This is a genomic window from Bacillus multifaciens, assembly GCF_030756675.1.
GTDB classification, from domain to species: Bacteria; Bacillota; Bacilli; order Bacillales; family Bacillaceae_G; genus Bacillus_A; species Bacillus_A multifaciens.
Map to the genome: position 1 here is coordinate 70803 of NZ_JAVBXD010000007.1, position 21578 is coordinate 92380.

Below are 21578 nucleotides of genomic sequence, written 5' to 3' on the forward strand. Positions count from 1 at the left end.
AAGGGAGTGAATCCTTGTGCCAACTCTATTATTAGGAGCTGCTGCTGTTCCATACGGAACAATGCTTTATACAATTGTTGTTTTCTTAATTCTATTAGCATTACTTCGTAAATATGCATTTGGACCTTTAATGGGAATTATGAAGGAACGTGAAGATCATATTTCTAACGAAATCGACGCTGCGGAAAAGAACAATGCAGAGGCGAGAAAGTTAGTAGAAGAACAACGTGAAATGTTAAAACAATCACGTATTGAAGCGCAAGAATTAATCGAGAGAGCGAAAAAGCAAGCAGAGGATCAAAAAGAAAGTATCGTTGCTGCTGCTAAAGAAGAAGCAGTATCTATTAAAGAATCTGCTGTACAAGAAATTCAACGCGAAAAAGAGCAAGCAATTGCTGCTCTTCAAGAACAGGTTGCTTCTTTATCTGTCCAAATTGCTTCTAAAGTTATGCAAAAAGAACTGAAAGAAGAAGACCAAGTTCAATTAATTCGCGATTATATTAAAGAGGTAGGAGAAGCGCGATGAGCAATGAGATTGTAGCTAAACGTTATGCTGTCGCTCTTTTTCAAATCGCAAAAGAAAAACACGTACTAGAAATGTTTGAGGAAGAGCTGCGCCTTGTGCAAAGCGTTTTTGTAAGTAGTAAAGAACTACATACTTTTTTAGGACAACCAAACATTTCAGCAGAAAAGAAAAAACAAACTCTTTCTAACGTGTTTTCTACTGTTTCTCAGCCGATTTTAAACACGTTATATCTTTTAATTGATAATCATCGCGAAACATTAGTACCTGAAATTGTAGATGTGTATGTTGCACTTGCAAATGAAGAGCGTAACGTAGCTGATGCAACTGTGTACTCTACTCGTTCTTTAACAGAAGATGAGAAACTGAGCGTTGCAGAAGCATTTGCAAAGAAAACAGGAAAAGATGCAATTCGCGTTCAAAATGTTGTAGATGAAGATTTACTAGGCGGTATTAAAGTCCGCATTGGAAACCGCATTTACGACGGCAGTTTACAAGGAAAGTTAGCACGTATTCAGCGTGAACTTATGAAGAATAGATAGGGGTGAAGCGCATGAGCATCAGAGCTGAAGAAATTAGCGCACTGATTAAGCAACAAATTGAAAACTATCAGTCTGAGATCGAAGTTAGCGATGTTGGTACAGTTATTCAAGTTGGTGACGGTATTGCACGTGCTCATGGTCTTGATAACGTTATGGCTGGTGAGCTTGTTGAGTTCGCTAACGGCGTTATGGGACTAGCACAAAACTTAGAGGAAAATAACGTAGGTATCATTATTTTAGGACCTTATACTGAAATTCGTGAAGGTGACGAAGTACGTCGTACAGGTCGCATCATGCAAGTACCAGTAGGTGAAGAATTAATCGGTCGTGTTGTAAACCCACTAGGTCAACCAGTAGATGGTTTAGGTCCAATTAGCACAACAAAAACTCGTCCAATCGAAAACCCAGCACCAGGTGTAATGGATCGTAAATCTGTTCATGAGCCACTTCAAACTGGTATTAAAGCGATCGACGCTCTTGTACCAATTGGACGCGGACAACGTGAGTTAATCATCGGTGACCGCCAAACTGGTAAAACAGCTGTTGCACTTGATACAATCTTGAACCAAAAAGATCAAGATATGATTTGTATCTATGTAGCAATCGGACAAAAAGAATCTACAGTTCGTAACGTAGTTGAAACATTACGTAAGCACGGTGCATTAGATTACACAATCGTTGTAACTGCATCTGCATCTCAACCTGCTCCATTATTATACTTAGCTGCATATGCTGGTGTAACTATGGGTGAAGAGTTCATGTACAACGGCAAACACGTATTAGTTGTATATGATGACTTATCAAAACAAGCGGCTGCATACCGTGAGCTTTCATTACTATTACGTCGTCCTCCAGGTCGTGAAGCGTATCCAGGGGATGTATTCTACTTACACTCCCGCTTACTAGAGCGTGCGGCGAAATTAAGTGATGCAAAAGGCGCTGGTTCTTTAACAGCATTACCTTTCATCGAAACACAAGCAGGGGACGTATCAGCTTACATCCCAACAAACGTAATCTCTATTACGGATGGACAGATTTTCTTACAATCTGATCTATTCTTCTCTGGTGTACGTCCAGCGATCGACGCAGGTACTTCTGTATCTCGTGTTGGTGGTTCAGCTCAGATTAAAGCGATGAGCAAAGTATCTGGTACACTTCGTCTTGACCTTGCATCTTATCGTGAATTAGAAGCGTTCGCTGCGTTCGGTTCTGACCTTGATAAAGCAACACAAGCGAAATTAAGCCGTGGTGCACGTACAGTAGAAGTATTAAAACAAGGCTTACATAAGCCATTAAAAGTAGAGAAGCAAGTTATGATTCTTTACTCATTAACACGCGGATTCTTAGATGATATCCCAGTAGTAGATATCACTCGTTTTGAAGACGAGTTCCATGCTTGGTTAGATACAAATGCTGCTGAGTTATTAACTGAAATTCGTACAACAACAAAACTTCCTGAAGACGAAAAAATGGCAACTGCTATTAACGGCTTCAAAAAAGTTTTCGTAGCATCTGAATAATAAAAGGCGGAGCCGGCTGTTTAGCCGCTCCACTTCTATATAAACAGGGCTCTTACATAGAGTGCTAACGGATGTGAAGAGGAAAAGAGTAGGTGCACCTATTCTTTTCCTTCAATCATGAACAAGTAAAACGATTAGGAAGATCGACGAAATGGAACTCTTTCTGATCATGCCAACTTCCGGAAAAAAAGGTGGTGAAAACCTGTGGCATCTTTACGCGATATAAAAGCGAAAATTAACTCGACAAAGAAAACGAGTCAAATTACGAAAGCGATGGAGATGGTATCTGCATCGAAGTTAAGCCGTGCAGAACAAAATGCTAAATCTTTCGTTCCGTATATGGATAAGATTCAAGAAGTAGTAGCGAGCATAGCGCAAGGCAGCGGTGTAAATCATCCAATGCTAACAGCGCGTCCTGTAAAGCGAACAGGATACATCGTTATTACATCGGATCGCGGACTAGCAGGTGGATATAACAGTAACGTTTTACGTGCAGTAAGTAACGTAGTGAAAGAGCGTCATAACATGGATGCAAATCAGTACGCAATTATTGTACTTGGACGTCTAGGACGTGATTATTTAAAACGTCGTGGTTTTAATATCATTGATGAAGTACTTGGATTATCGGATCAACCAGCATTTGCTGATATTAAAGATATTGCTTCAAGAGCAATTTCTATGTTTACAGATGGCGCTTATGATGAATTGTATATTTACTACAACCATTATGTAAGTAAGATCTCACAAGAAGTAACGGAGAAGAAAATTTTACCGCTTACAGATGTGGCATCTGAAAAAGCAACAACTTCATATGAGTTTGAACCATCTGAAGAAGATATTTTAAAAGTATTATTGCCACAATACGCTGAAAGCTTAGTTTACGGTGCATTGCTAGATGGTAAAGCAAGTGAACATGCAGCGCGTATGACAGCAATGAAAAGTGCTACAGACAACGCAATGGAAGTTATCGATACACTTACACTTTCTTTCAACCGCGCTCGTCAAGCAGCGATTACGCAAGAAATTACGGAAATCGTCGGCGGTGCAGCAGCGTTAGAGTAGAAATAAAAAGCGGAAGCGGACCGTTCTAGCCGCTGGAGCTGGATTGATAAAAAGCGGAAGCGATAGTCTTCATGCGAAATGAAATATAAAAAAATGAAAACCGACTGTTCGTGGAAAAGCCGGTAATTTAAAGAAAGCTAGGAGGGAACCCGATGAATAAAGGGCGCGTTACGCAAATCATGGGTCCGGTTGTAGACGTTAAGTTTGACGGCGGAAAGCTACCTGAAATCTACAATGCCCTTAGAATTAAAGAAGGCGCAATCGACTTAACTTTAGAAGTTGCACTTCATCTTGGTGACAATACAGTTCGTACAGTAGCAATGTCTTCTACTGATGGACTTGTTCGTGGTACAGAAGTAGAAGATACTGGTAAACCAATTTCTGTTCCAGTTGGTGATGCAACACTTGGTCGTGTATTTAACGTATTAGGTAATGCAATTGACTTAGGTGAAGCAGTGGCAGCGGATGTACGCCGTGATCCAATTCACCGCCAAGCACCTGCATTCGAAGAGTTATCTACAAAAGTAGAAATTCTTGAAACTGGTATTAAAGTAGTAGACTTATTAGCTCCTTATATTAAAGGTGGTAAAATCGGTCTATTCGGTGGTGCCGGTGTAGGTAAAACGGTATTAATCCAAGAATTAATTAACAACATCGCACAAGAGCACGGCGGTATCTCTGTATTCGCAGGTGTAGGTGAGCGTACTCGTGAAGGTAACGACTTATACCACGAAATGAGCGATTCTGGCGTAATCAAGAAAACAGCGATGGTATTCGGACAAATGAACGAGCCACCTGGAGCGCGCCAACGTGTTGCGTTAACAGGTTTAACAATGGCTGAACATTTCCGTGATGAGCAAGGACAAGACGTACTTCTGTTCATCGATAATATCTTCCGTTTCACGCAAGCTGGTTCTGAAGTATCTGCCCTACTTGGTCGTATGCCATCTGCGGTAGGTTACCAACCAACACTTGCAACAGAAATGGGTCAATTACAAGAGCGTATTACATCAACAAATAAAGGGTCTATCACGTCTATCCAAGCGGTATATGTACCAGCCGATGACTACACTGACCCAGCACCAGCTACAACGTTCGCTCACTTAGATGCAACAACAAACTTAGAGCGTCGTTTAACACAAATGGGTATTTACCCAGCGGTAGACCCATTAGCATCTACATCTCGTGCACTTTCTCCAGAAATCGTAGGAGAAGAGCATTATGCAGTTGCTCGTCAAATTCAGCAAACGTTGCAACGTTACAAAGAGCTTCAAGATATCATCGCCATCTTAGGTATGGATGAGTTATCTGAAGAAGATAAATTAGTTGTACATCGCGCTCGTCGCGTTCAGTTCTTCTTATCACAGAACTTCCACGTAGCAGAACAGTTTACAGGTCAAAAAGGATCTTATGTACCTGTAAAAGAAACAGTTCGTGGATTCAAAGAAATTCTAGAAGGAAAACATGATGACCTTCCAGAAGATGCATTCCGTCTTGTTGGTGGTATTGAAGAAGTTATTGAAAACGCGAAGAAAATGATGGCATAAGGCCTTAGGAGGGACGAATTATGAAGACATTTCCAGTCAGTATTGTAACTCCTGATGGACCGGTTTACGAAAACGAAGTTGAAATGGTAAGCGTAAGAGCAGAGAGCGGGGAAATGGGGATCTTAGCAGGTCACATTCCGACTGTTGCACCACTTAAAATTAGTGCAATTCGCTTGAAAAATGGTGGACATACAGATTACGTAGCAGTTAGCGGTGGCTTTATTGAAGTTCGCCCTGATAAAGTAACAGTATTAGCACCATCTGCTGAAACAGCAAATCATATCGACGTTCATCGTGCAAACGAAGCGAAGCGCCGCGCTGAGCAACGTATGCAAGATAAACAAGCACATGTTGATTTCAAACGTGCGGAAATGGCACTTAAACGTGCGATTAACCGTTTGGACGTTTCAAATCTTAAGTAAAGAAAAGCCGTGAAGGGATGACCTTTGCGGCTTTTTTGCATTTATATATAAATACAAAGTAACTACTCAGTTACTTTATGAAAAACCGACAGAAAAGCATTTTTTTAAATGGGTGAGAGGGACTGGTGATGCATAGGAGCGGTCAGGGCCTTTTCCTGCCATGTGCAAAGTTTAAAACAAAGAGAGAAAGCAAGTAGCGGTTCACTAAAGTAATAACTTTGCATATATTTACAAACGTGCTTTTGTATAAATTGAAAAGCCGTTTTTTCCTTTATTTTTCGTTTCATACATTGCCATATCAGCATGCTGTAGAAGTGACATAGCGTCGTCCCCTGCGTCTGGATATGTGGCAATCCCAATACTCGGTGTAATTTGTAACGTATGATTTTCTAATTCAATTGGTTCGTTCATGATTTGTAAAATAGCGTTTGCGATCCTTTCAATTTCTGAAAGGGTTTCGTATTTTTCAATTAAAATGGTAAATTCATCGCCTGCAAACCGGGCAACCATTCCGTTTTGTCCAACCGCATGTTGCAAGCGTTTTGCAACTTCAATTAAGAGAAAGTCTCCAGTTTTATGCCCATGTGTATCATTAATAATTTTGAACCGATCTAAATCGAGAAACATAATAGCGAGTTTTATGTTTTCTTTCTTAGCGTGAAGAATGGCATGATTAAGTTGTTTTTCAAAGGCACGGCGATTGACGAGCTGTGTTAATGTATCGTGATACGCTAAGAAGCTAATTTGCTCTTGCTGTCGTTTTCCTTCTGTAATGTCCTTTATCATTAAGTAAATACCTGTGATGCGTGCTTGCAATATGATGGGTACCACCGTTACATGTAAATAATAAATATCTCGGTTTTGATGATACGCTCTTATTTCTAAAGTTGTAGAGTGTCCCTCCTTCGCATAACGAAAAGCATGTATGGCTTTTTCTAAATCTTCCTCATATACGAGAGAGCGATAAGACTCATGTAACAGTGCATCTGTTTGATAACCAAGTAATATAATCCCCGCATTGTTTACATTAAAAAAATTCCCGTGCAAATCTAATGTAAAAATGGGATCTGGGTGATGTTCATACAATGATTTAAACATTTGTTGGCTTTTATATAATTCATTTGTTTGTTCCACTAAGTCTTCTGTACGCAGTTCAATTTGCTTTTCTAACTCTAAATTAAACTGTTGTTGCTTTTGTAATAGCCGTTTATTTTGGTGCCTTACTAACATGTGACGAATAAGTACGAAGAAAAATGTTAAAAATACGCCTTTTTCCAAAATGGGAGAAAAGTTTTTTTCATGTAAGGTAAATAGAATTAATGCCGCAACTGCTAAATAAGGAAGTGATAATCGCACCTTTTCACCTATTTTAGGATGGAAAAAATGTTGTTCATTTTTGTTTTCTTCGTGCAGCAGGCAAGCGATTGCAACTAGTCCTAAGACGATTTGGAAGAAAGGTGTTATCGTGAACAAAGAATGGTCTGTCCGAAAATATTTAATATATCCATACATCGAATCAAGCAGTGCATATAAAATGAGTGAACCGCTTAGTAAAGCAACAACTACTCGAGAAACAAATGATAAGGGCCGAAGTAATAAACGAATGCCCATGACTAAAAATAATAAATCTGTAATTGGATATACAAGCAATATAAATTTGTGAATGTTGGATATCGCATCTGGATGGACAGTATTTTTAAAAAATAGATAGTAATGTAAGGTAAATGCTGCTGTAACGATGATACAAATATCACATAACATAAAGATTTTTTCCCAATTTGTGCATTCATACATATTCTTATAGAAAAAAGCTAGCGTATAGAAAAGTAAAAATAATAAATAGAATAGATCTGAGGAATCTATAATTGCTTTGTAATTATGCAAAATGAGGTGTTGATACATAACGACCGTGTCACCAATAAAGTAAAGGAATGAGCCAATTGTTAAGAGCATCCAAAACGTATAGGCATGTCCTTCTTTACGGGAAGTAGAATACAATAACGAGCCACATATAATCCCATTAAGAATGAAAGTTACGATACTCATTTGTAATTGAAATTGAAGTGAGTATTCATCCCATATTTGCAAAGCTATATAATGAACCGCAATATAAATCAATAAAGAATATGTAAGAAAAAACAAATGGGTTTGTCTATTTTTCACAATAATAAGTCCCCCATGAAGTTAGATGACATGTTTCCTTTTTATTTATAGTATGTCGTTTTTTAAAAAGGAATAGTATTTTCAAAACATATTTGTTTAGACAATACGAAAAGTCCGATTCTTCTGTGGTGCAGAGAAATCGGACTTTTTTAATATACAATCAATATTTTGCTAAAACATCATGATAATCTGCATTACGTTCTATTTGGCTCTTTGCAAAAGGGCATAGGGGAATAATTACTTTTCCTTCTTCTCTAGCGAACTCGACGATCTTTTTCACTAATGCTTCTCCGACTCCTTGACCTCTGGGGTTGTCTGAAACAAATGTATGGTCTACGATAATTTTTTCTTTGCCAGTCGGAACATAATGTATTTCTGCTTCTTTTTTATTTTCTTCTCCTACATAAAAAGTGTTGGTATCTTTTTTTATATCAAGCAATTTCATATGTCCTCCTTTTAAAAATTATGCCTTTCACATTTGCCTTAAGACTTCTTTTCGTATTTCTTATTTACAACTGTCTTTTCTTATATATTTCAATGCACCGCTTGGACATTGATCAATAGCTTTTGCAATTTCGTCAGCCTCTGCTCCATCAGCGTTCACCCACGGCTTTTTCTTTATATCAAAAACCTCTGGTAATCCTTTTACGCATTTTGCGGAATGTGCACATATTTCAGCGTTGAAAAAGACATCGATATCTTTCCCTGTATAACGTTTGTATTCATCATTCATAGAATCTCACTCCTGTCAGTTTACTTTTGAACTTTCCGAAGTAAATCTAAAAGTTGTTTTTTCTCTTCATGATTCAAATTGGAAAATTGTGATGCTTGAAAGTGCTCTTGCATCATGTCACCTAATTCTTTCTTTTTTACATTGAATTTATGACTAAACTGATAGAATGTAAATATTGGGATTGTTTACCATTACATTTTATGATGATATATAATTCCAAATTAAAAAACCGACATAAAAACTCTTTTCTTTTTAGGTGGGCGAGAGCGTCTGGCCATGCGTAGAAGTGGTCAGTTCCTTTTTTTTTCACATGGGATATTCAAACAAAGGGAGTAAGAAAGTAGCAGAATCTTTGTTTTTGCATAGCCGTAATCTATATGTCAAAAAGGATTTATATATACCTTATCAGGTGTGAAAAGGAGTGTTAAAAATGGAGGAGAAAAAAGTAACGTGGTTAGAACTTTTTTATGACTTGTTATTTGTAGCAGCGGTCTCAACTGCTACTAAGGTTTTAATTCATGTTGAAAACGGATATATTCACCCAGAATATTTCTTGAAATTTGTTCTCATATTTATCCCGATATGGTGGTCTTGGACTGGACAAACACTGTTCACGAATCGGTTTGGGCAAGATATTTTGCATCAACGTATGTTTATGATTTTTCAAATGTTGTTTGTTCTCATTATGATATCCAGTTTATCGGTGGATTTTGATCAATACTATTTGTCGTTTCTGATTGGCTATATTGGATTAAGAGCATTAACGGCGATTCAATATCTTGTTGTTCAGAAGTTAGAAGTAGGGAATAGAAAAAAAACGGCTCATTTTTTAGGAACACGTTTTTGGATTGGAATTATTATTTCGTGTTTCTCCATCTTTTTTGATTCATGGATTCGATATGCCGTGTTATATGCAGGAATTATTGTTGATATCATTGTGCCTTTTTTCGGACGCAAGTATTTGGTGAAATCTCCGACCAACACGGCTCATTTATTAGAGCGTTTTGCTTTATTAACATTAATTTTGTTTGGAGAATCGGTCGTCAGCACCCTTTCAGTATTGCAGCCGCAAAAAGGAGATTGGGATTCGATTTTATTCTCAATTATTTCATTCATCCTTATCATTTCCATGTGGTGGCAGTATTTTGATAATGTAGAAAAGAAAGTAGACAAATCAATCCAAACAGCCGGTCAAACGATTATTTACGGTCATTTGTTTATTCTCATGTCGCTTAGCATGATTGCGGCTTCTATTGAACTACTATTTTTACAAGAGGTTCGTTATTCATTCATCCTCTATTTTGTATTCGGTTCAGTCTTACTTTATTTCATTGCAACTTCTATCGTTTTTCATCAATACAGATATGAACAACACCGCTTAACATACTCTCATTTAGGGTTATTTTTAGGGATTCTAGCAATCTTTTTCATTATTGATTTGATTGTGGTAGTTCCAAGTATTGTCATAATGGGGCAATTAGCTATATTTTTCATTGTCTATGCTAAATTGACAACTACGTGAATAGTAATGTAAAGAGAAACCTTGATTTCCACTGTAGCATAGAAAAATAACTAACCGAAAACTGTATTAAACAAAGTGGATAAAGAAAGATAGTTTCAACATAAATATAGGGGTATAATGAAATAAATGGTATATAGATATAATAGTATCATTTAGAGGATTAGGAGGTTATATATGATCAGTCAATTAAAAAAAGAAGCACTTGATGCATTAAGAGGAAGATGGGGATTAGCGGTAGGAGCGACTTTATTAATCGGAATTCTTATTGGTGCTGTGACGTTAGCAACTACAGGTATCTTCTCAATGTTTTGGGGATGGAAAGAGGCGCGGGATTCTATTACAGTAGATATTGTGGCGATGCTTATTATCGGTCCGTTAACGCTTGGTGCTTATTATCTTGTTTTAAACGCAGTTCGTGGGACAGAGGTTCGTATCGGTCATATATTTAAATGGTTCAGCGATGGAAATCAGTTTATTAAATCATTTTTAACATACTTATTAATGTATGTGTACCTTATTTTATGGACATTACTTCTTATTATTCCAGGAATTATAAAATCATTTTCTTATTCCATGACGTATTTTGTTTTAAATGATCACCCAGAGTATACAGCGAATCAAGCAATTACTGAAAGTCGCCGTATGATGGATGGTCATAAAATGGACTACTTCTTATTATGTTTAAGTTTTCTAGGTTGGTTTATATTAAGTGTCGTTACTTTAGGAATTGGTTTCTTATGGTTAACTCCATATTTTTACACGACATCTGCAGCGTTTTATGAGGAAATTTCAAAGAAATATTATAAAAAAGAAGATATTACTATTTAAAAAACGACTAGCATGAAATGAATCATTCATGCTAGTTTTTATGAGAATAAAATTAGTTTCAATTACTGTACACCAAGTAATATAAGGGGAAGTCTTCCTCTAGTTACTTGGTTTTTCTTTTTTTCCAATGTATCGACATTAGAATTTGAAATTTGCTATAATATCTATAATTGCATTATTTAGAAAAATTAAAAAATAATAAATAATGCAAATGAATCATAACTTGTACTGAGTAAGCTTGTTTTTATGAGGGGGGAGAGGGTTTCACAATGGTAAATGTATATGAAAATAGTTATATGATTGTCGGTATTTTTTTGCTATTAGGTATATTGTTGCCGGTTGTCGCACTCACCTTGGGGAAATTGCTACGTCCACATAAACCAAGTGCAGCGAAGAAAACAACATATGAAAGTGGAATTGAGCCGTTTCATGATGCAAACGTCCGCTTCCATGCCCGCTATTATATTTTTGCATTGCTTTTTGTCATCTTTGATGTGGAAACTGTGTTTTTATATCCGTGGGCGGTAGCGTATGACAAACTGGGGTTATTTGCATTAGTGGAAATGCTCATTTTTGTTATTATGCTACTCATTGGTCTTGCATATGCTTGGAAAAAGAAGGTGTTACAATGGCTATAAATTTTGAAGATATTCATCCACAGGAACGTGCTGAGTTAGAAAGAAATATATTTTTTACGACGCTTGAGCAAGTAAAAGGGTGGGCACGCAGTAATTCATTATGGCCAATGACATTTGGATTGGCGTGCTGTGCCATTGAGATGATGGGAGTCGGTTCTTCGCATTATGATCTAGATCGATTTGGCTCGTTTTTCCGTACATCTCCGCGTCAATCGGATGTCATGATTGTATCTGGAACGGTAACGAAGAAAATGGCCCCAATTGTGCGGCGCTTATATGATCAGATGCCAGAACCGAATTGGGTCATTGCCATGGGATCTTGTGCAACGGCGGGTGGACCGTACGTAAATTCATATGCCGTTGTAAAAGGGGTAGATCAAATCGTGCCGGTGGATGTATACATTCCTGGTTGTCCGCCGAATCCAGCAGCTTTAATTTACGGGATTAATAAATTAAAAGAAAAGATTCGTTACGAAGCAAAGACAGGAAAGCAGGTGACGAATAAATGAGCGATCAAGATAAAAATATAGATGATCTGAAAAAAGAAGCAGCAAGACGTGCAAAGGAAGAAGCAAAAAAGCGGCTCGCGGCACGTCAGGAAAATGAGGTTCATCATGTAGAAGAAAAAGAGAAAGCGCTATCAAATGAGAGTGAAATAGATATAGCAGAAGCAAAGCGCCGCGCAGCAGAGGAAGCAAAGGCGGCCGCGTTAGCGAAGCAGAAAGAAAAGGAAAACGCAGATGGACCGGAAGAGAGTGAGAAAGAAAAAGCAATCGCAGCTGCGAAGGCAAAAGCAGCTGCAGCAGCAAAAGCAAAGGCGGCCGCGTTAGCGAAGCAGAAAGAAAAGGAGAACGCAACTGACCCGGAAGAGAGTGAGAAAGAAAAAGCAATCGCAGCTGCGAAGGCAAAAGCAGCTGCAGCAGCGAAAGCAAAGGCGGCCGCATTAGCGAAGCAGAAAGAAAAGGAGAACGCAACTGACCCGGAAGAGAGTGAGAAAGAAAAAGCAATCGCAGCTGCGAAGGCAAAAGCGGCCGCAGCAGCAAAAGCAAAGGCGGCCGCGTTAGCGAAACAGAAAGCATCAGAAGGCGGAAGTATAGACGCTGAGAAAGAAAAAGCAATTGCGATTGCAAAAGCGAAAGCAGCAGCTGCAGCAAAGGCCCGGGCTGCTGGAGGAAAGAAAGAGGAAGAAGTGAAAGTAGAACAACCTTCGCAAAATCAGCCACATTTAGATGCGTATGTTCAGGCAGTTACAGCAAAACTTGGCGAAGGTGTGCTAGAAGATTTCTATATTAATAGGTTGTCTAAAGATGTTCCAACGCTCGTCGTGAAAGTAGAGCATTACTACGAAGTGATGGAGCTTTTAAAGAAAGATCCTGAATTGGTATTTAATTATATGTCAGAATTACATGCAACAGATTTTGCTACGCATATGGAAGTGTATGTGCATTTATTTTCATACGGCAAGAAGCAATCTGTAGCGGTGAAAGTAAAACTTGACCGGGACGAGCCGAGGGTGTCTTCCATTGTACCGCTTTGGAAAGGGGCAGATTGGCCGGAGCGCGAGGCGTATGATTTGCTTGGCGTTGTGTTTGAAGGGCATCCAAATTTAAAGCGGATTTTGATGCCAGACGATTGGATTGGTCATCCGCTGCGAAAAGATTATGAGCCTTTTGATGCGGGGGTGTAAAACATGATTCGTACAGAAGAAATGCTTTTAAATGTAGGGCCGCAGCACCCGAGTACGCACGGTGTATTTCGGCTCGTTATTAAAATTGATGGGGAAATTATTAAAGAAGCTACGCCTGTTATTGGTTATTTGCACCGCGGCACAGAGAAAATTGCGGAAAGTTTGCAGTATACGCAAATTATCCCGTACACAGACCGAATGGATTATTTAGCAGCTATGACAAATAACTACGTCATCTGTCACGCAGTGGAGACGATGATGGGGCTGGAAATACCGGAGCGCGCTGAATATTTACGCATACTTGCAATGGAGCTTGGGCGCGTGGCGAGTCACCTTGTTTGGTGGGGAACCAATTTGCTTGATATTGGAGCGGTCAGTCCGTTTCTATATGCATTTCGCGAACGCGAGATGATTATTAACCTACTAAATGAATTATGCGGAGCGCGTTTAACGTTTAATTATATGCGCGTTGGCGGGGTGAAGTGGGATGCGCCGGATGGCTGGATTGAAAAGGTGCAGGGGTTTGTTCCTTATATGAGAGAGCAGTTAGAGGGGTATCACGACCTTGTGAGCGGCAATGAAATTTTCTTAAACCGCGTAAAGGAAGTCGGTATTTACTCGGCAGAAGATGCCTTGCAATATTCGTTAAGCGGAGCAAACTTGCGCTGCACGGGTGTGAAATGGGATCTTCGGAAAGATGAGCCGTACTCTATTTATGACCGTTTTGATTTCGATGTTCCTGTCGGTAAGGTCGGGGATGCTTGGGATCGTTACGTTTGCCGAATGGAGGAAATTGAAGAGTCGCTGAAAATTATTGAACAAGCGGTAGAGCAGTTTCCGAAAGAAGGAGCAATTTTAGCGAAGGTGCCAAAGATAATTAAACCACCAAAAGGTGAAGCATTCGTGCGAATTGAGTCACCGCGCGGCGAGATTGGCTGTTACATTGCAAGTGATGGAAAGAAAGAGCCGTATCGCTTAAAGTTCCGCCGCCCATCTTTTTATAATCTGCAAATTTTACCGCATATCTTGAAAGGCGAGAATATCGCAAACTTAATTACAATTTTAGGTGGCATTGATATTGTACTTGGGGAGGTTGATGGGTGATGATACAAAACCTCTTAGAGTCACCTGCAAGCTGGACGAATTTTCTTATCTTTTTCGGATTGGCAACGTTGTTGTTGTTTGTCGTTCTTGGCTTTGTTACATATGGGATTTTAGCAGAGCGGAAAGTAATGGGATTTATGCAGGGACGTATCGGACCGAACCAAGTGGGCGGTCGTTTTGGACTCTTGCAAACAGTAGCGGACGTGTTAAAACTTTTGCTAAAGGAAGATACGATTCCGAAAGCAGCCGATAAACCGCTCTTCATATTAGCACCGGTCATTGCGTTTGCACCGGCATTCATGGTATTAGCGGTCATTCCGTTTACAGATAAGTTGCAGTTTGCCGATATCGGCGTCGGCTTGCTGTATTATATTGCAGTCTCAGGGGTTACAACAATTGGTGTTGTAACCGGGGGCTGGGCATCTAATAATAAATATTCGTTACTCGGCGGAATGCGCGCCGCGGCACAAATGATCTCCTATGAAATTCCACTTGTGATGAGCGTAATTGGGGTCATCCTTCTAACAGGCAGCTTAAATTTAAATGATATTGTAGAGGCGCAAGAAGGGGTTTGGTACATTTTCGTGCAGCCAATTGGTTTTATCGTCTTTTTAATCGCAGCTGTTGCGGAATTGAACCGAACGCCGTTTGATTTACCGGAAGCCGAATCGGAGCTCGTCTCTGGATATCATACGGAGTATTCGGGATTTCGCTGGGCGTTCTTTATGCTTTCTGAGTATGTGTATTTCTTCGGAATGGCATCGCTTATGACAGTATTATTTTTAGGAGGTTGGCAGCCAATTCCGTTTTTAGCGTTTATTCCAGGAGCTGTTTGGTTTGCGCTCAAATTTAGTGCAGTTGTCTTTCTGTTAATTTGGTTCCGCGTAACGTTCCCGCGTATACGAGGCGATCAATTAATGGAGTTTGGCTGGAAAGTATTACTGCCGGTAGCACTTGCGAATATTTTCTTAGCAGCATTGATAAAAGAATTGTTCTTCTAATCTAAAGGGGGCAGGAGTACAATGAAGGGTTTATTTAAAGGTTTAAAATATACACTTAGCAATTTAAGTAAGAAGAAAGTAACGTACGACTATCCAAATCAGCCACTACCACTCCCAGATCGCTTTCGCGGTATTCAAAAGTTCTATCCAGAAAAGTGTATCGTTTGTAATCAATGCGCAAATATTTGTCCGACAGACTGTATTCAACTAACAGGGAAAAAGCACCCAGATCCAGAGAAGAAAGGGAAAATCATTGATACGTATGATATTAATTTCGAAATTTGTATTCTTTGCGATCTTTGTACGGAAGTTTGCCCGACAGAAGCCATTGTGATGACAAATAACTTTGAGCTAGCCGAATATTCGCGTGATGACTTATTTAAAAACTTACAGTGGCTTGATGAAAATGATCAGCATGTGAGAAGGGAGAATAAAGTATGAGCGGTGAGTTAGTAGCGTTTTTAGCATTAGCCCTGCTCGCGGTCATGGGCGGTGTACTTATGCTGAGCTTAACGAAAGTGATGCATATGATGCTCGCTTTAGTGTTTACATTCCTTAGTATTGCCGGGCTTTATTTCATGCTGTCAGCAGAATTTGTCGGGGTTGTCCAAATTCTGATTTATTCCGGTGCGATTACGATCATTATGATTTTTGGCATTATGTTAACGAAGCATAATGATCAAGAAGAATTGCGCTTTGGCTGGCGGAAACTCATTGTTTTTCTTGCTGTGGTCATCTTTGGTGCGGTGCTGTATTTTGCGGTGAATAACGTCGACTTCGAAAGTGGACGTGTTCAAGATGGTACGGTGCTTCATGAACAAAATACACGTCAGATCGGAGAGTTGTTGTATTCGAAATATATAATACCGTTCGAGTTAACGTCTGTTGTATTACTGGTTGCCCTTGTGGGTGCAATTGTACTTGCGAAGAGGGACGAGAAAAAGGAGGATTCGCATGAATAGTATTCCAGCTTCTGCGTACCTGACGCTTGCGATTATATTGTTTTGCATCGGTTTATTTGGAGCACTAACGAAGCGCAATACAGTAATTGTATTGGTTTGTATTGAGCTTATGTTAAATGCGGCGAACTTAAATTTAGTTGCCTTTAGTAAATTAGGGATGTTTCCAAATTTAAAGGGACAAATTTTTTCATTGTTCACAATGTCCGTTGCTGCAGCAGAAGCAGCGGTTGGTTTGGCGATTTTAATTGCTCTATATAGAAACCGCGCAACTGTTAATACGGATGAAATGGATTCGCTAAAGCATTAAGGTAATGACCGAAAAGGGGGGAGAAATTCATGATGGATTATGCATGGTTAATACCGCTTTTCCCGCTTGTGTCTTTCGTTTTACTCGTGATGTTTGGCAAGAGGCTAAAGGAAGGAAGCAGCTGGCTTGGCATCTTGCTTACCTTTCTTTCATTTGCGGGTGCGGTAGTTGTATTAATAGAACGGCTATCATCAGAAACGGTAAAGCAGCAATGGACTTGGCTCCAAATCGGAGATGTGAACATTTCTTTTGGTTTTGAAGTAAATGCATTAAACGCATTAATGCTCTTTATTGTCACACTTGTCAGTTTGCTCGTTCATATGTATTCGAAAGGGTATATGCACGGTGATGAAAGACTCCATATCTTTTATGCATACTTAGGGTTATTTACATTTGCAATGCTTGGGCTTGTTATCTCTACTAACTTATTACAGCTTTATATATTCTGGGAGTTAGTAGGACTCGGTTCCTTCTTATTAATTGGTTTCTATTTCTTTAAAGAAGAAGCAAAGGCAGCTGCAAAAAAAGCATTTATTATGACGCGTATCGGTGATGTAGGCTTGTTTATTGGGATGATTCTATTATTCTGGCAAGTTGGCAGCTTTGATTACAATGTAATTTTTCAATCCGTACAAGCTGGAGACATTTCGCAGGCGATGATTACATTAACCGCGATTTTAATCTTCGTCGGCGCAATTGGGAAATCAGGTCAGTTTCCGCTCCATACGTGGCTTCCAGATGCGATGGAAGGTCCGACGCCAGTATCAGCGCTGATCCATGCGGCGACGATGGTCGCTGCTGGGGTATATTTAGTTGCTACGATGTTCCCGCTTTTCGCAGCGAGCGAAGCGGCGATGCAAACTGTTGCAATTGTTGGTGGTATTACGGCAATTTTTGCAGCATCTATCGGTATCGTGCAAACGGACATTAAGCGTGTATTAGCGTATTCCACAGTGAGTCAGCTTGGTTATATGATGCTTGCGCTCGGTTCTGCAGGGTACGTGGCGGGGGTGTTTCATTTAACGACGCACGCTTTCTTTAAAGCATTATTGTTCTTAGCGGCCGGCAGCGTCATTCATGCGGTGCATACGCAAAACATTGAAGAAATGGGCGGCTTGTTTAAGAAGATGAAAGTGACCGGCTCATTGTTTTTAATTGGAACGTTTGCGATTAGCGGTGTTCCGTTATTTTCTGGTTTCTTTAGTAAGGATGAAATTTTAGCGGCGACGTGGGAGCGCGGCAACTACGGTTTATTCGTCCTTGCGGTAATCGCAGCTTTCTTCACAGCCTTCTATATGTTCCGCTTGTACTTCCTTGTCTTCACGGGAGAGGCGCGCGGGGAGCAGAAACATGTGCATGAGTCTCCAAAGGTCATGACGGTGCCAATGATGGTTCTTGGCGTTCTAGCGATTGGGGCTGGTTATGTGAATACACCTTGGTTCGGAACGTTTCTTGGGGATTGGCTTACAAAAGACGCGGCGTTTCAAGTGAGAGAGGTTCATGGCCCGGCCTGGATTATGATCGTGGCAACGCTCGTTTCATTGGCTGGGATTGGCTTAGCGTATTTGATCTATGGAAAACATACAATTTCTCGTGATTGGCTTGGCGGAAAGAACGCTGCCATGTATAGCTTGCTGAAGGAGAAATATTATATTGATGAATTGTATAGCGTAACAGTGCTTCCGCTCGTGAAAGGAATTGCATATGTTCTATATTTCTTTGAAACGTATATTGTGGAAGGAGCTATGCAGCTCATTGGCGGCATCGTAAAAGGCGTGAGTACGATTGGCTCGAAACTACAAAACGGACAAGTGCAAATGTATGGCACAGTTACAGCGGTTTGCTTAGCTGCACTCGTAGTGATTCTGTTATTGACAGGGGGGTATGGGCAATGAGTTCCTTTCTATTATCTTTCTTCATTTTCTCCCCGCTGCTCTGTATCATCCTGCTGGCATTTGTACCAAAGAAAGAAGAAAGAGCGGCGAGGATTGTTGGTTTGCTCGGAACATTACTTCCGCTTGGGTCCGCGCTCTTTATCGCAAGTACATATGCATCGGGAAAAAGTTTAACGATGTTTGCAGAAAAGGTAAAGTGGATTCAATTTGGAAACTTTCCAAGCGTAGAGAAAGAACTGTTTACCATTTATTACGAACTTGGCATTGATGGATTCTCACTCGTTATGATGTTCCTTACGGCATTATTGGCGACATTGGCAGCTATTACAGCCTTTTCCGTTACAAAGCACGTAAAAGGTTTCTATATGCTCTTGCTTATGCTTGAAGTCGGTATGCTCGGCGTCTTCGCTGCCGAAAATTTGCTGCTGTTCTTCGTCTTCTTTGAAATGACACTGCCAGCTATGTTTTTACTTGTTGGGAAATGGGGCAAATTTAGCAGTGAAAAAGCGGCGTACAGCTATTTAATTTATAACGGCATCGGGTCAGCAATTTTGCTTATTGCTTTTTCCATTTTATTTGCAAGAGCAGGTACAACGAATATTGCAGAGCTGCAAGCCGTTTTAGCAGGAAAAGAAATGACAACGGTTGGTGAACTGTCTAATTCCTTGCAGTTCGGTTTATTTCTAGCGATTATGATTGCATTCATGATTAAACTTCCAGTCTTTCCGCTGCATCGCTGGATGGTGAATGTCCACGTGGAGGCGCACCCAGCGGTAGTTATGCTGCATGCAGGTGTTCTCTTAAAGATTGGAGCATACGGGATTGTCCGTTTTGGAATGGGACTGTTCCCGGAGCAGTTTGAAAAATTCGCTATGTTCCTAGGGGTTTTAGGAGTTATTAATTTGCTGTACGGAGCACTCTTAGCACTTGTTCAAACAGATTTTCGGAAGGTGCTTGCATATTCTAGTATTTCGCATATGGGAATTGTATTAATTGGTTTAGCCGCGCTGAACGCGGCAGGAATGAAAGGGGCATTGTTCCAAGTCGTTTCCCACGGTTTAATTGCGGCGCTGTTATTTTTCTTGCTTGGTATAATCGAGCAGCGCTTTCATACTTCTGACATTACAAAACTTGGCGGCTTAGCGAAGCAAGTGCCAGTGCTTAGCGGATTCTTGTTAGCGGGAAGTATGGCTTCGCTCGGACTTCCTGGAATGTCCGGCTTTGTAAGTGAATTTCTCGCATTTCTTGGCTTATTTCAGGAGCACAGAGTATTAGCGGCGGTGGGGGCAATCGGTATTATTTTAACAGCTGTGTACGTACTCCGGGCGGCGATGCAAGTTATATTTGGAAAAAGCGAGTGCGAAGCGAAGAGCGATATACACGGATTGGAGTATATTCCAGCGATAATTTTGCTGACGTGTATCCTTGTGATTGGTATTTTGCCAGATGTACTAGGTGAACCACTTCGTGACACATTACAGTCGTTAGGGGGTAGATAGAATGGATATGAAAACATTACTAGGCTTATCATGGCATTTAATGACGCCAGAATTTATCCTGCTTGGCGGGGCTATTCTTCTATCACTTCTTGATTTGTTTGCAAAACAATCGTTTCAGCGCCGAAATTTAGCATACGGGGCAATTGGAACGGCTGTGCTCGCACTTGCGCAGCTCGTGACATTATACGGTGCACCGGCTGGAGAGATTTTAGATGGATCTTTTATTTTAGACGGATTTTCAAAAGCATTTAAAACGCTCTTATTGCTCGGCGGCATTCTTGTATTATTTCTTGCGGTGAGCGATGATGATAAGCAGCCGATTGAAGACATGGGAGAATATTATTACTTATTTTTAACGGCGCTTCTTGGTGCAATGTTTATGGCATCTAGCAGTGATTTTATTACGCTGTTTGTCGGTCTTGAGTTATTGTCATTGTCTTCGTACATTTTAGTGGGCATTCGTAAGAACAATAAAGCTTCGAATGAAGCGGCGATGAAGTATGTCATAAACGGTGGTATTTCTACGGCAATTACGTTGTTTGGAATGAGCTATTTGTACGGACTGACAGGTTCAACAAATATTTTAGATATGCAGCGTTTGTTTGCACAAGGTGTGAGCGGTGATATACAACTTTTGCTGTCGCTTGCGTTTATCCTGCTTTTTGTCGGTTTATCTTTCAAGATTGCGACTGTCCCATTTCATATGTGGGCACCTGATGTGTACGAAGGAGCAGCAACGCCTGTTACGGCATTCTTAGCAACTGTATCGAAAATTGCTGGGTTTGTAATGATTGTACGCATTTTCTTAATTATTTTCGGAACTATTCCTGTGCAAAATAGGGAAGCATCACTATTTGGTAATATGAGCATCTATCTTGCCGTTCTTGCTGGGATAACGATGATTATTGGAAATAGCGTTGCTTTAAAGCAGTGCAGTATAAAGCGGATGTTTGCGTACTCAGGGATGGCGCATGCTGGTTATTTACTCGTACCGCTTGTTGTGATGTCACCATTTCTTATGGATAGCATGTGGTTTTATATGCTTGCTTATGTACTGATGAATATCGGGGCATTTGCAATTATCCATGGTATAATCTTACAAACGGGACAGGAAAATACGACTGCTTTTGCTGGTTTGTATAAACGATCACCGTTTATGGCGATTATGATGACAATTTTTATTCTGTCACTTGCTGGTATTCCTGGGACAGCCGGATTTATCGGGAAGATTAACATCTTTTTAGGAGCATTTATCGTCCAGCCAGCTCATTACGTGCTAGCATCCATTATGATGGGGACAACGGTTATCTCATTTGTTTACTATTTCCGCATTTTGCAGCAAATGTTTTTTCGCCGGGCAGAAAGTGAGGAGCGCATCGTCCTTCCGGTTAACTTAAAAATTGTTGTAAGTATTTGCGCGATTGCAACGGTTGTACTCGGTATATTACCGGTAAGCGGTTACAATTTCTTTTACGATTATTTTCCACTTATGAAGGATTTCTTCTTTCTTGGGAACATGGTACAATAGTACAAACTTAAAGTGTAGAGCATAAACTCTGCACTTTTTATTTTGGTAAATTTTAGTTTACTACACGTGTGGTAAACAAGGTTCAGACGAGAAGT

At 40.1% G+C, this 21578-nt stretch carries 22 protein-coding genes; 19 read left to right on the top strand and 3 right to left on the bottom strand.

The genetic code is table 11. The features are described 5' to 3' along the window. Positions 1-16: 16 nt before the first annotated feature. The 6 genes from atpF (at position 17) to Q9306_RS07080 (ending at position 5616) form a co-directional block, all read left to right on the top strand. A complete protein-coding gene (gene atpF / locus Q9306_RS07055) occupies positions 17-526 on the top strand; it encodes a F0F1 ATP synthase subunit B (RefSeq protein WP_306196693.1) in 510 nt (169 codons plus the stop codon). Further along, positions 523-1065 (top strand): F0F1 ATP synthase subunit delta, encoded by a 543-nt coding sequence (locus Q9306_RS07060; protein WP_306196695.1) that lies wholly within the window; start codon positions 523-525, stop codon positions 1063-1065. The genes atpF and Q9306_RS07060 overlap by 4 nt, the downstream gene beginning before the upstream one ends. Before the next feature lie 11 nt (positions 1066-1076). After that, positions 1077-2585, top strand: coding sequence for a F0F1 ATP synthase subunit alpha (gene atpA / locus Q9306_RS07065; protein WP_306196697.1), 1509 nt, complete (start codon positions 1077-1079; stop codon positions 2583-2585). Positions 2586-2789: 204 nt separating this feature from the next. Then, on the top strand, positions 2790-3647 hold the full coding sequence (atpG, locus tag Q9306_RS07070; RefSeq protein ID WP_306196699.1) for an ATP synthase F1 subunit gamma: 858 nt from the start codon (positions 2790-2792) through the stop codon (positions 3645-3647). A gap of 152 nt (positions 3648-3799) precedes the next feature. Beyond that, a complete protein-coding gene (gene atpD / locus Q9306_RS07075; protein WP_306196701.1) occupies positions 3800-5194 on the top strand; it encodes a F0F1 ATP synthase subunit beta in 1395 nt (464 codons plus the stop codon). 20 nt (positions 5195-5214) lie between these two features. Continuing rightward, complete coding sequence (locus Q9306_RS07080; RefSeq protein ID WP_306196703.1) at positions 5215-5616, top strand: F0F1 ATP synthase subunit epsilon; 402 nt, start codon at positions 5215-5217, stop codon at positions 5614-5616. A gap of 228 nt (positions 5617-5844) precedes the next feature. Here the strand turns inward: Q9306_RS07080 and Q9306_RS07085 are convergent, their stop codons facing one another. The 3 genes from Q9306_RS07085 to Q9306_RS07095 all read right to left on the bottom strand — a co-directional run bounded on the left by Q9306_RS07085 (position 5845) and on the right by Q9306_RS07095 (position 8512). Further along, entirely contained in the window at positions 5845-7779 is a 1935-nt protein-coding gene (locus Q9306_RS07085; RefSeq protein ID WP_306196706.1) for a sensor domain-containing diguanylate cyclase, read from the bottom strand. Positions 7780-7939: 160 nt separating this feature from the next. Beyond that, positions 7940-8224, bottom strand: coding sequence for a GNAT family N-acetyltransferase (locus Q9306_RS07090; RefSeq protein ID WP_306196708.1), 285 nt, complete (start codon positions 8222-8224; stop codon positions 7940-7942). A gap of 60 nt (positions 8225-8284) precedes the next feature. Further along, complete coding sequence (locus Q9306_RS07095; RefSeq protein ID WP_306196710.1) at positions 8285-8512, bottom strand: (4Fe-4S)-binding protein; 228 nt, start codon at positions 8510-8512, stop codon at positions 8285-8287. Between the two features lie 430 nt (positions 8513-8942). On the opposite strand from Q9306_RS07095, the gene Q9306_RS07100 reads away from it, so the two are divergent. The 13 genes from Q9306_RS07100 (at position 8943) to nuoN (ending at position 21483) form a co-directional block, all read left to right on the top strand. Beyond that, entirely contained in the window at positions 8943-10034 is a 1092-nt protein-coding gene (locus Q9306_RS07100; RefSeq protein WP_306196712.1) for a low temperature requirement protein A, read from the top strand. A gap of 174 nt (positions 10035-10208) precedes the next feature. Beyond that, positions 10209-10862: a DUF975 family protein gene (locus tag Q9306_RS07105; protein WP_306196714.1), complete on the top strand. Its 654-nt coding sequence runs from the start codon at positions 10209-10211 to the stop codon at positions 10860-10862. 269 nt (positions 10863-11131) lie between these two features. Continuing rightward, complete coding sequence (locus Q9306_RS07110; protein ID WP_020061446.1) at positions 11132-11500, top strand: NADH-quinone oxidoreductase subunit A; 369 nt, start codon at positions 11132-11134, stop codon at positions 11498-11500. Further along, the gene (gene nuoB, locus Q9306_RS07115; RefSeq protein ID WP_306196717.1) at positions 11491-12009 is read left to right on the top strand and encodes an NADH-quinone oxidoreductase subunit NuoB; all 519 of its coding nucleotides are present in this window, start codon (positions 11491-11493) and stop codon (positions 12007-12009) included. Before Q9306_RS07110 ends, nuoB begins: the two co-directional genes overlap by 10 nt. Then, positions 12006-13187 (top strand): NADH-quinone oxidoreductase subunit C, encoded by a 1182-nt coding sequence (locus Q9306_RS07120; RefSeq protein WP_306196719.1) that lies wholly within the window; start codon positions 12006-12008, stop codon positions 13185-13187. The genes nuoB and Q9306_RS07120 overlap by 4 nt, the downstream gene beginning before the upstream one ends. A gap of 3 nt (positions 13188-13190) precedes the next feature. Next, complete coding sequence (gene nuoD / locus Q9306_RS07125) at positions 13191-14291, top strand: NADH-quinone oxidoreductase subunit NuoD (RefSeq protein ID WP_306196721.1); 1101 nt, start codon at positions 13191-13193, stop codon at positions 14289-14291. Then, positions 14291-15292: an NADH-quinone oxidoreductase subunit NuoH gene (gene nuoH / locus Q9306_RS07130; RefSeq protein WP_306196853.1), complete on the top strand. Its 1002-nt coding sequence runs from the start codon at positions 14291-14293 to the stop codon at positions 15290-15292. Before nuoD ends, nuoH begins: the two co-directional genes overlap by 1 nt. Before the next feature lie 21 nt (positions 15293-15313). Further along, complete coding sequence (nuoI, locus tag Q9306_RS07135) at positions 15314-15733, top strand: NADH-quinone oxidoreductase subunit NuoI (protein ID WP_306196723.1); 420 nt, start codon at positions 15314-15316, stop codon at positions 15731-15733. Beyond that, positions 15730-16254 (top strand): NADH-quinone oxidoreductase subunit J, encoded by a 525-nt coding sequence (locus Q9306_RS07140; protein ID WP_306196725.1) that lies wholly within the window; start codon positions 15730-15732, stop codon positions 16252-16254. The genes nuoI and Q9306_RS07140 overlap by 4 nt, the downstream gene beginning before the upstream one ends. After that, entirely contained in the window at positions 16247-16561 is a 315-nt protein-coding gene (gene nuoK / locus Q9306_RS07145) for an NADH-quinone oxidoreductase subunit NuoK (protein ID WP_098917324.1), read from the top strand. The genes Q9306_RS07140 and nuoK overlap by 8 nt, the downstream gene beginning before the upstream one ends. Positions 16562-16590: 29 nt before the next feature. After that, entirely contained in the window at positions 16591-18456 is a 1866-nt protein-coding gene (gene nuoL / locus Q9306_RS07150) for an NADH-quinone oxidoreductase subunit L (RefSeq protein ID WP_306196728.1), read from the top strand. Next, positions 18453-19955, top strand: a complete 1503-nt coding sequence (locus Q9306_RS07155) for an NADH-quinone oxidoreductase subunit M (protein WP_306196730.1) — start codon at positions 18453-18455, stop codon at positions 19953-19955. The genes nuoL and Q9306_RS07155 overlap by 4 nt, the downstream gene beginning before the upstream one ends. Before the next feature lie 7 nt (positions 19956-19962). Continuing rightward, positions 19963-21483, top strand: a complete 1521-nt coding sequence (nuoN, locus tag Q9306_RS07160) for an NADH-quinone oxidoreductase subunit NuoN (RefSeq protein WP_306196855.1) — start codon at positions 19963-19965, stop codon at positions 21481-21483. The last annotated feature ends 95 nt before the right edge of the window (positions 21484-21578 follow it).

Excerpts from the sequence above, each read along its gene's own strand:
- Q9306_RS07095 (WP_306196710.1), bottom strand. The coding sequence starts at position 8,512 with ATGAATGATGAATACAAACGTTATACAGGGAAAGATATCGATGTCTTT.
- Q9306_RS07155 (WP_306196730.1), top strand. The coding sequence starts at position 18,453 with ATGAGTTCCTTTCTATTATCTTTCTTCATTTTCTCCCCGCTGCTCTGT.
- Q9306_RS07080 (WP_306196703.1), top strand. The coding sequence starts at position 5,215 with ATGAAGACATTTCCAGTCAGTATTGTAACTCCTGATGGACCGGTTTAC.
- nuoB (WP_306196717.1), top strand. The coding sequence starts at position 11,491 with ATGGCTATAAATTTTGAAGATATTCATCCACAGGAACGTGCTGAGTTA.
- Q9306_RS07140 (WP_306196725.1), top strand. The coding sequence starts at position 15,730 with ATGAGCGGTGAGTTAGTAGCGTTTTTAGCATTAGCCCTGCTCGCGGTC.
- nuoK (WP_098917324.1), top strand. The coding sequence starts at position 16,247 with ATGAATAGTATTCCAGCTTCTGCGTACCTGACGCTTGCGATTATATTG.
- nuoL (WP_306196728.1), top strand. The coding sequence starts at position 16,591 with ATGATGGATTATGCATGGTTAATACCGCTTTTCCCGCTTGTGTCTTTC.
- nuoD (WP_306196721.1), top strand. The coding sequence starts at position 13,191 with ATGATTCGTACAGAAGAAATGCTTTTAAATGTAGGGCCGCAGCACCCG.
- nuoI (WP_306196723.1), top strand. The coding sequence starts at position 15,314 with ATGAAGGGTTTATTTAAAGGTTTAAAATATACACTTAGCAATTTAAGT.
- Q9306_RS07100 (WP_306196712.1), top strand. The coding sequence starts at position 8,943 with ATGGAGGAGAAAAAAGTAACGTGGTTAGAACTTTTTTATGACTTGTTA.
- atpA (WP_306196697.1), top strand. The coding sequence starts at position 1,077 with ATGAGCATCAGAGCTGAAGAAATTAGCGCACTGATTAAGCAACAAATT.
- Q9306_RS07090 (WP_306196708.1), bottom strand. The coding sequence starts at position 8,224 with ATGAAATTGCTTGATATAAAAAAAGATACCAACACTTTTTATGTAGGA.
- nuoN (WP_306196855.1), top strand. The coding sequence starts at position 19,963 with ATGAAAACATTACTAGGCTTATCATGGCATTTAATGACGCCAGAATTT.
- Q9306_RS07120 (WP_306196719.1), top strand. The coding sequence starts at position 12,006 with ATGAGCGATCAAGATAAAAATATAGATGATCTGAAAAAAGAAGCAGCA.
- Q9306_RS07060 (WP_306196695.1), top strand. The coding sequence starts at position 523 with ATGAGCAATGAGATTGTAGCTAAACGTTATGCTGTCGCTCTTTTTCAA.
- Q9306_RS07105 (WP_306196714.1), top strand. The coding sequence starts at position 10,209 with ATGATCAGTCAATTAAAAAAAGAAGCACTTGATGCATTAAGAGGAAGA.
- atpD (WP_306196701.1), top strand. The coding sequence starts at position 3,800 with ATGAATAAAGGGCGCGTTACGCAAATCATGGGTCCGGTTGTAGACGTT.
- nuoH (WP_306196853.1), top strand. The coding sequence starts at position 14,291 with ATGATACAAAACCTCTTAGAGTCACCTGCAAGCTGGACGAATTTTCTT.
- Q9306_RS07110 (WP_020061446.1), top strand. The coding sequence starts at position 11,132 with ATGGTAAATGTATATGAAAATAGTTATATGATTGTCGGTATTTTTTTG.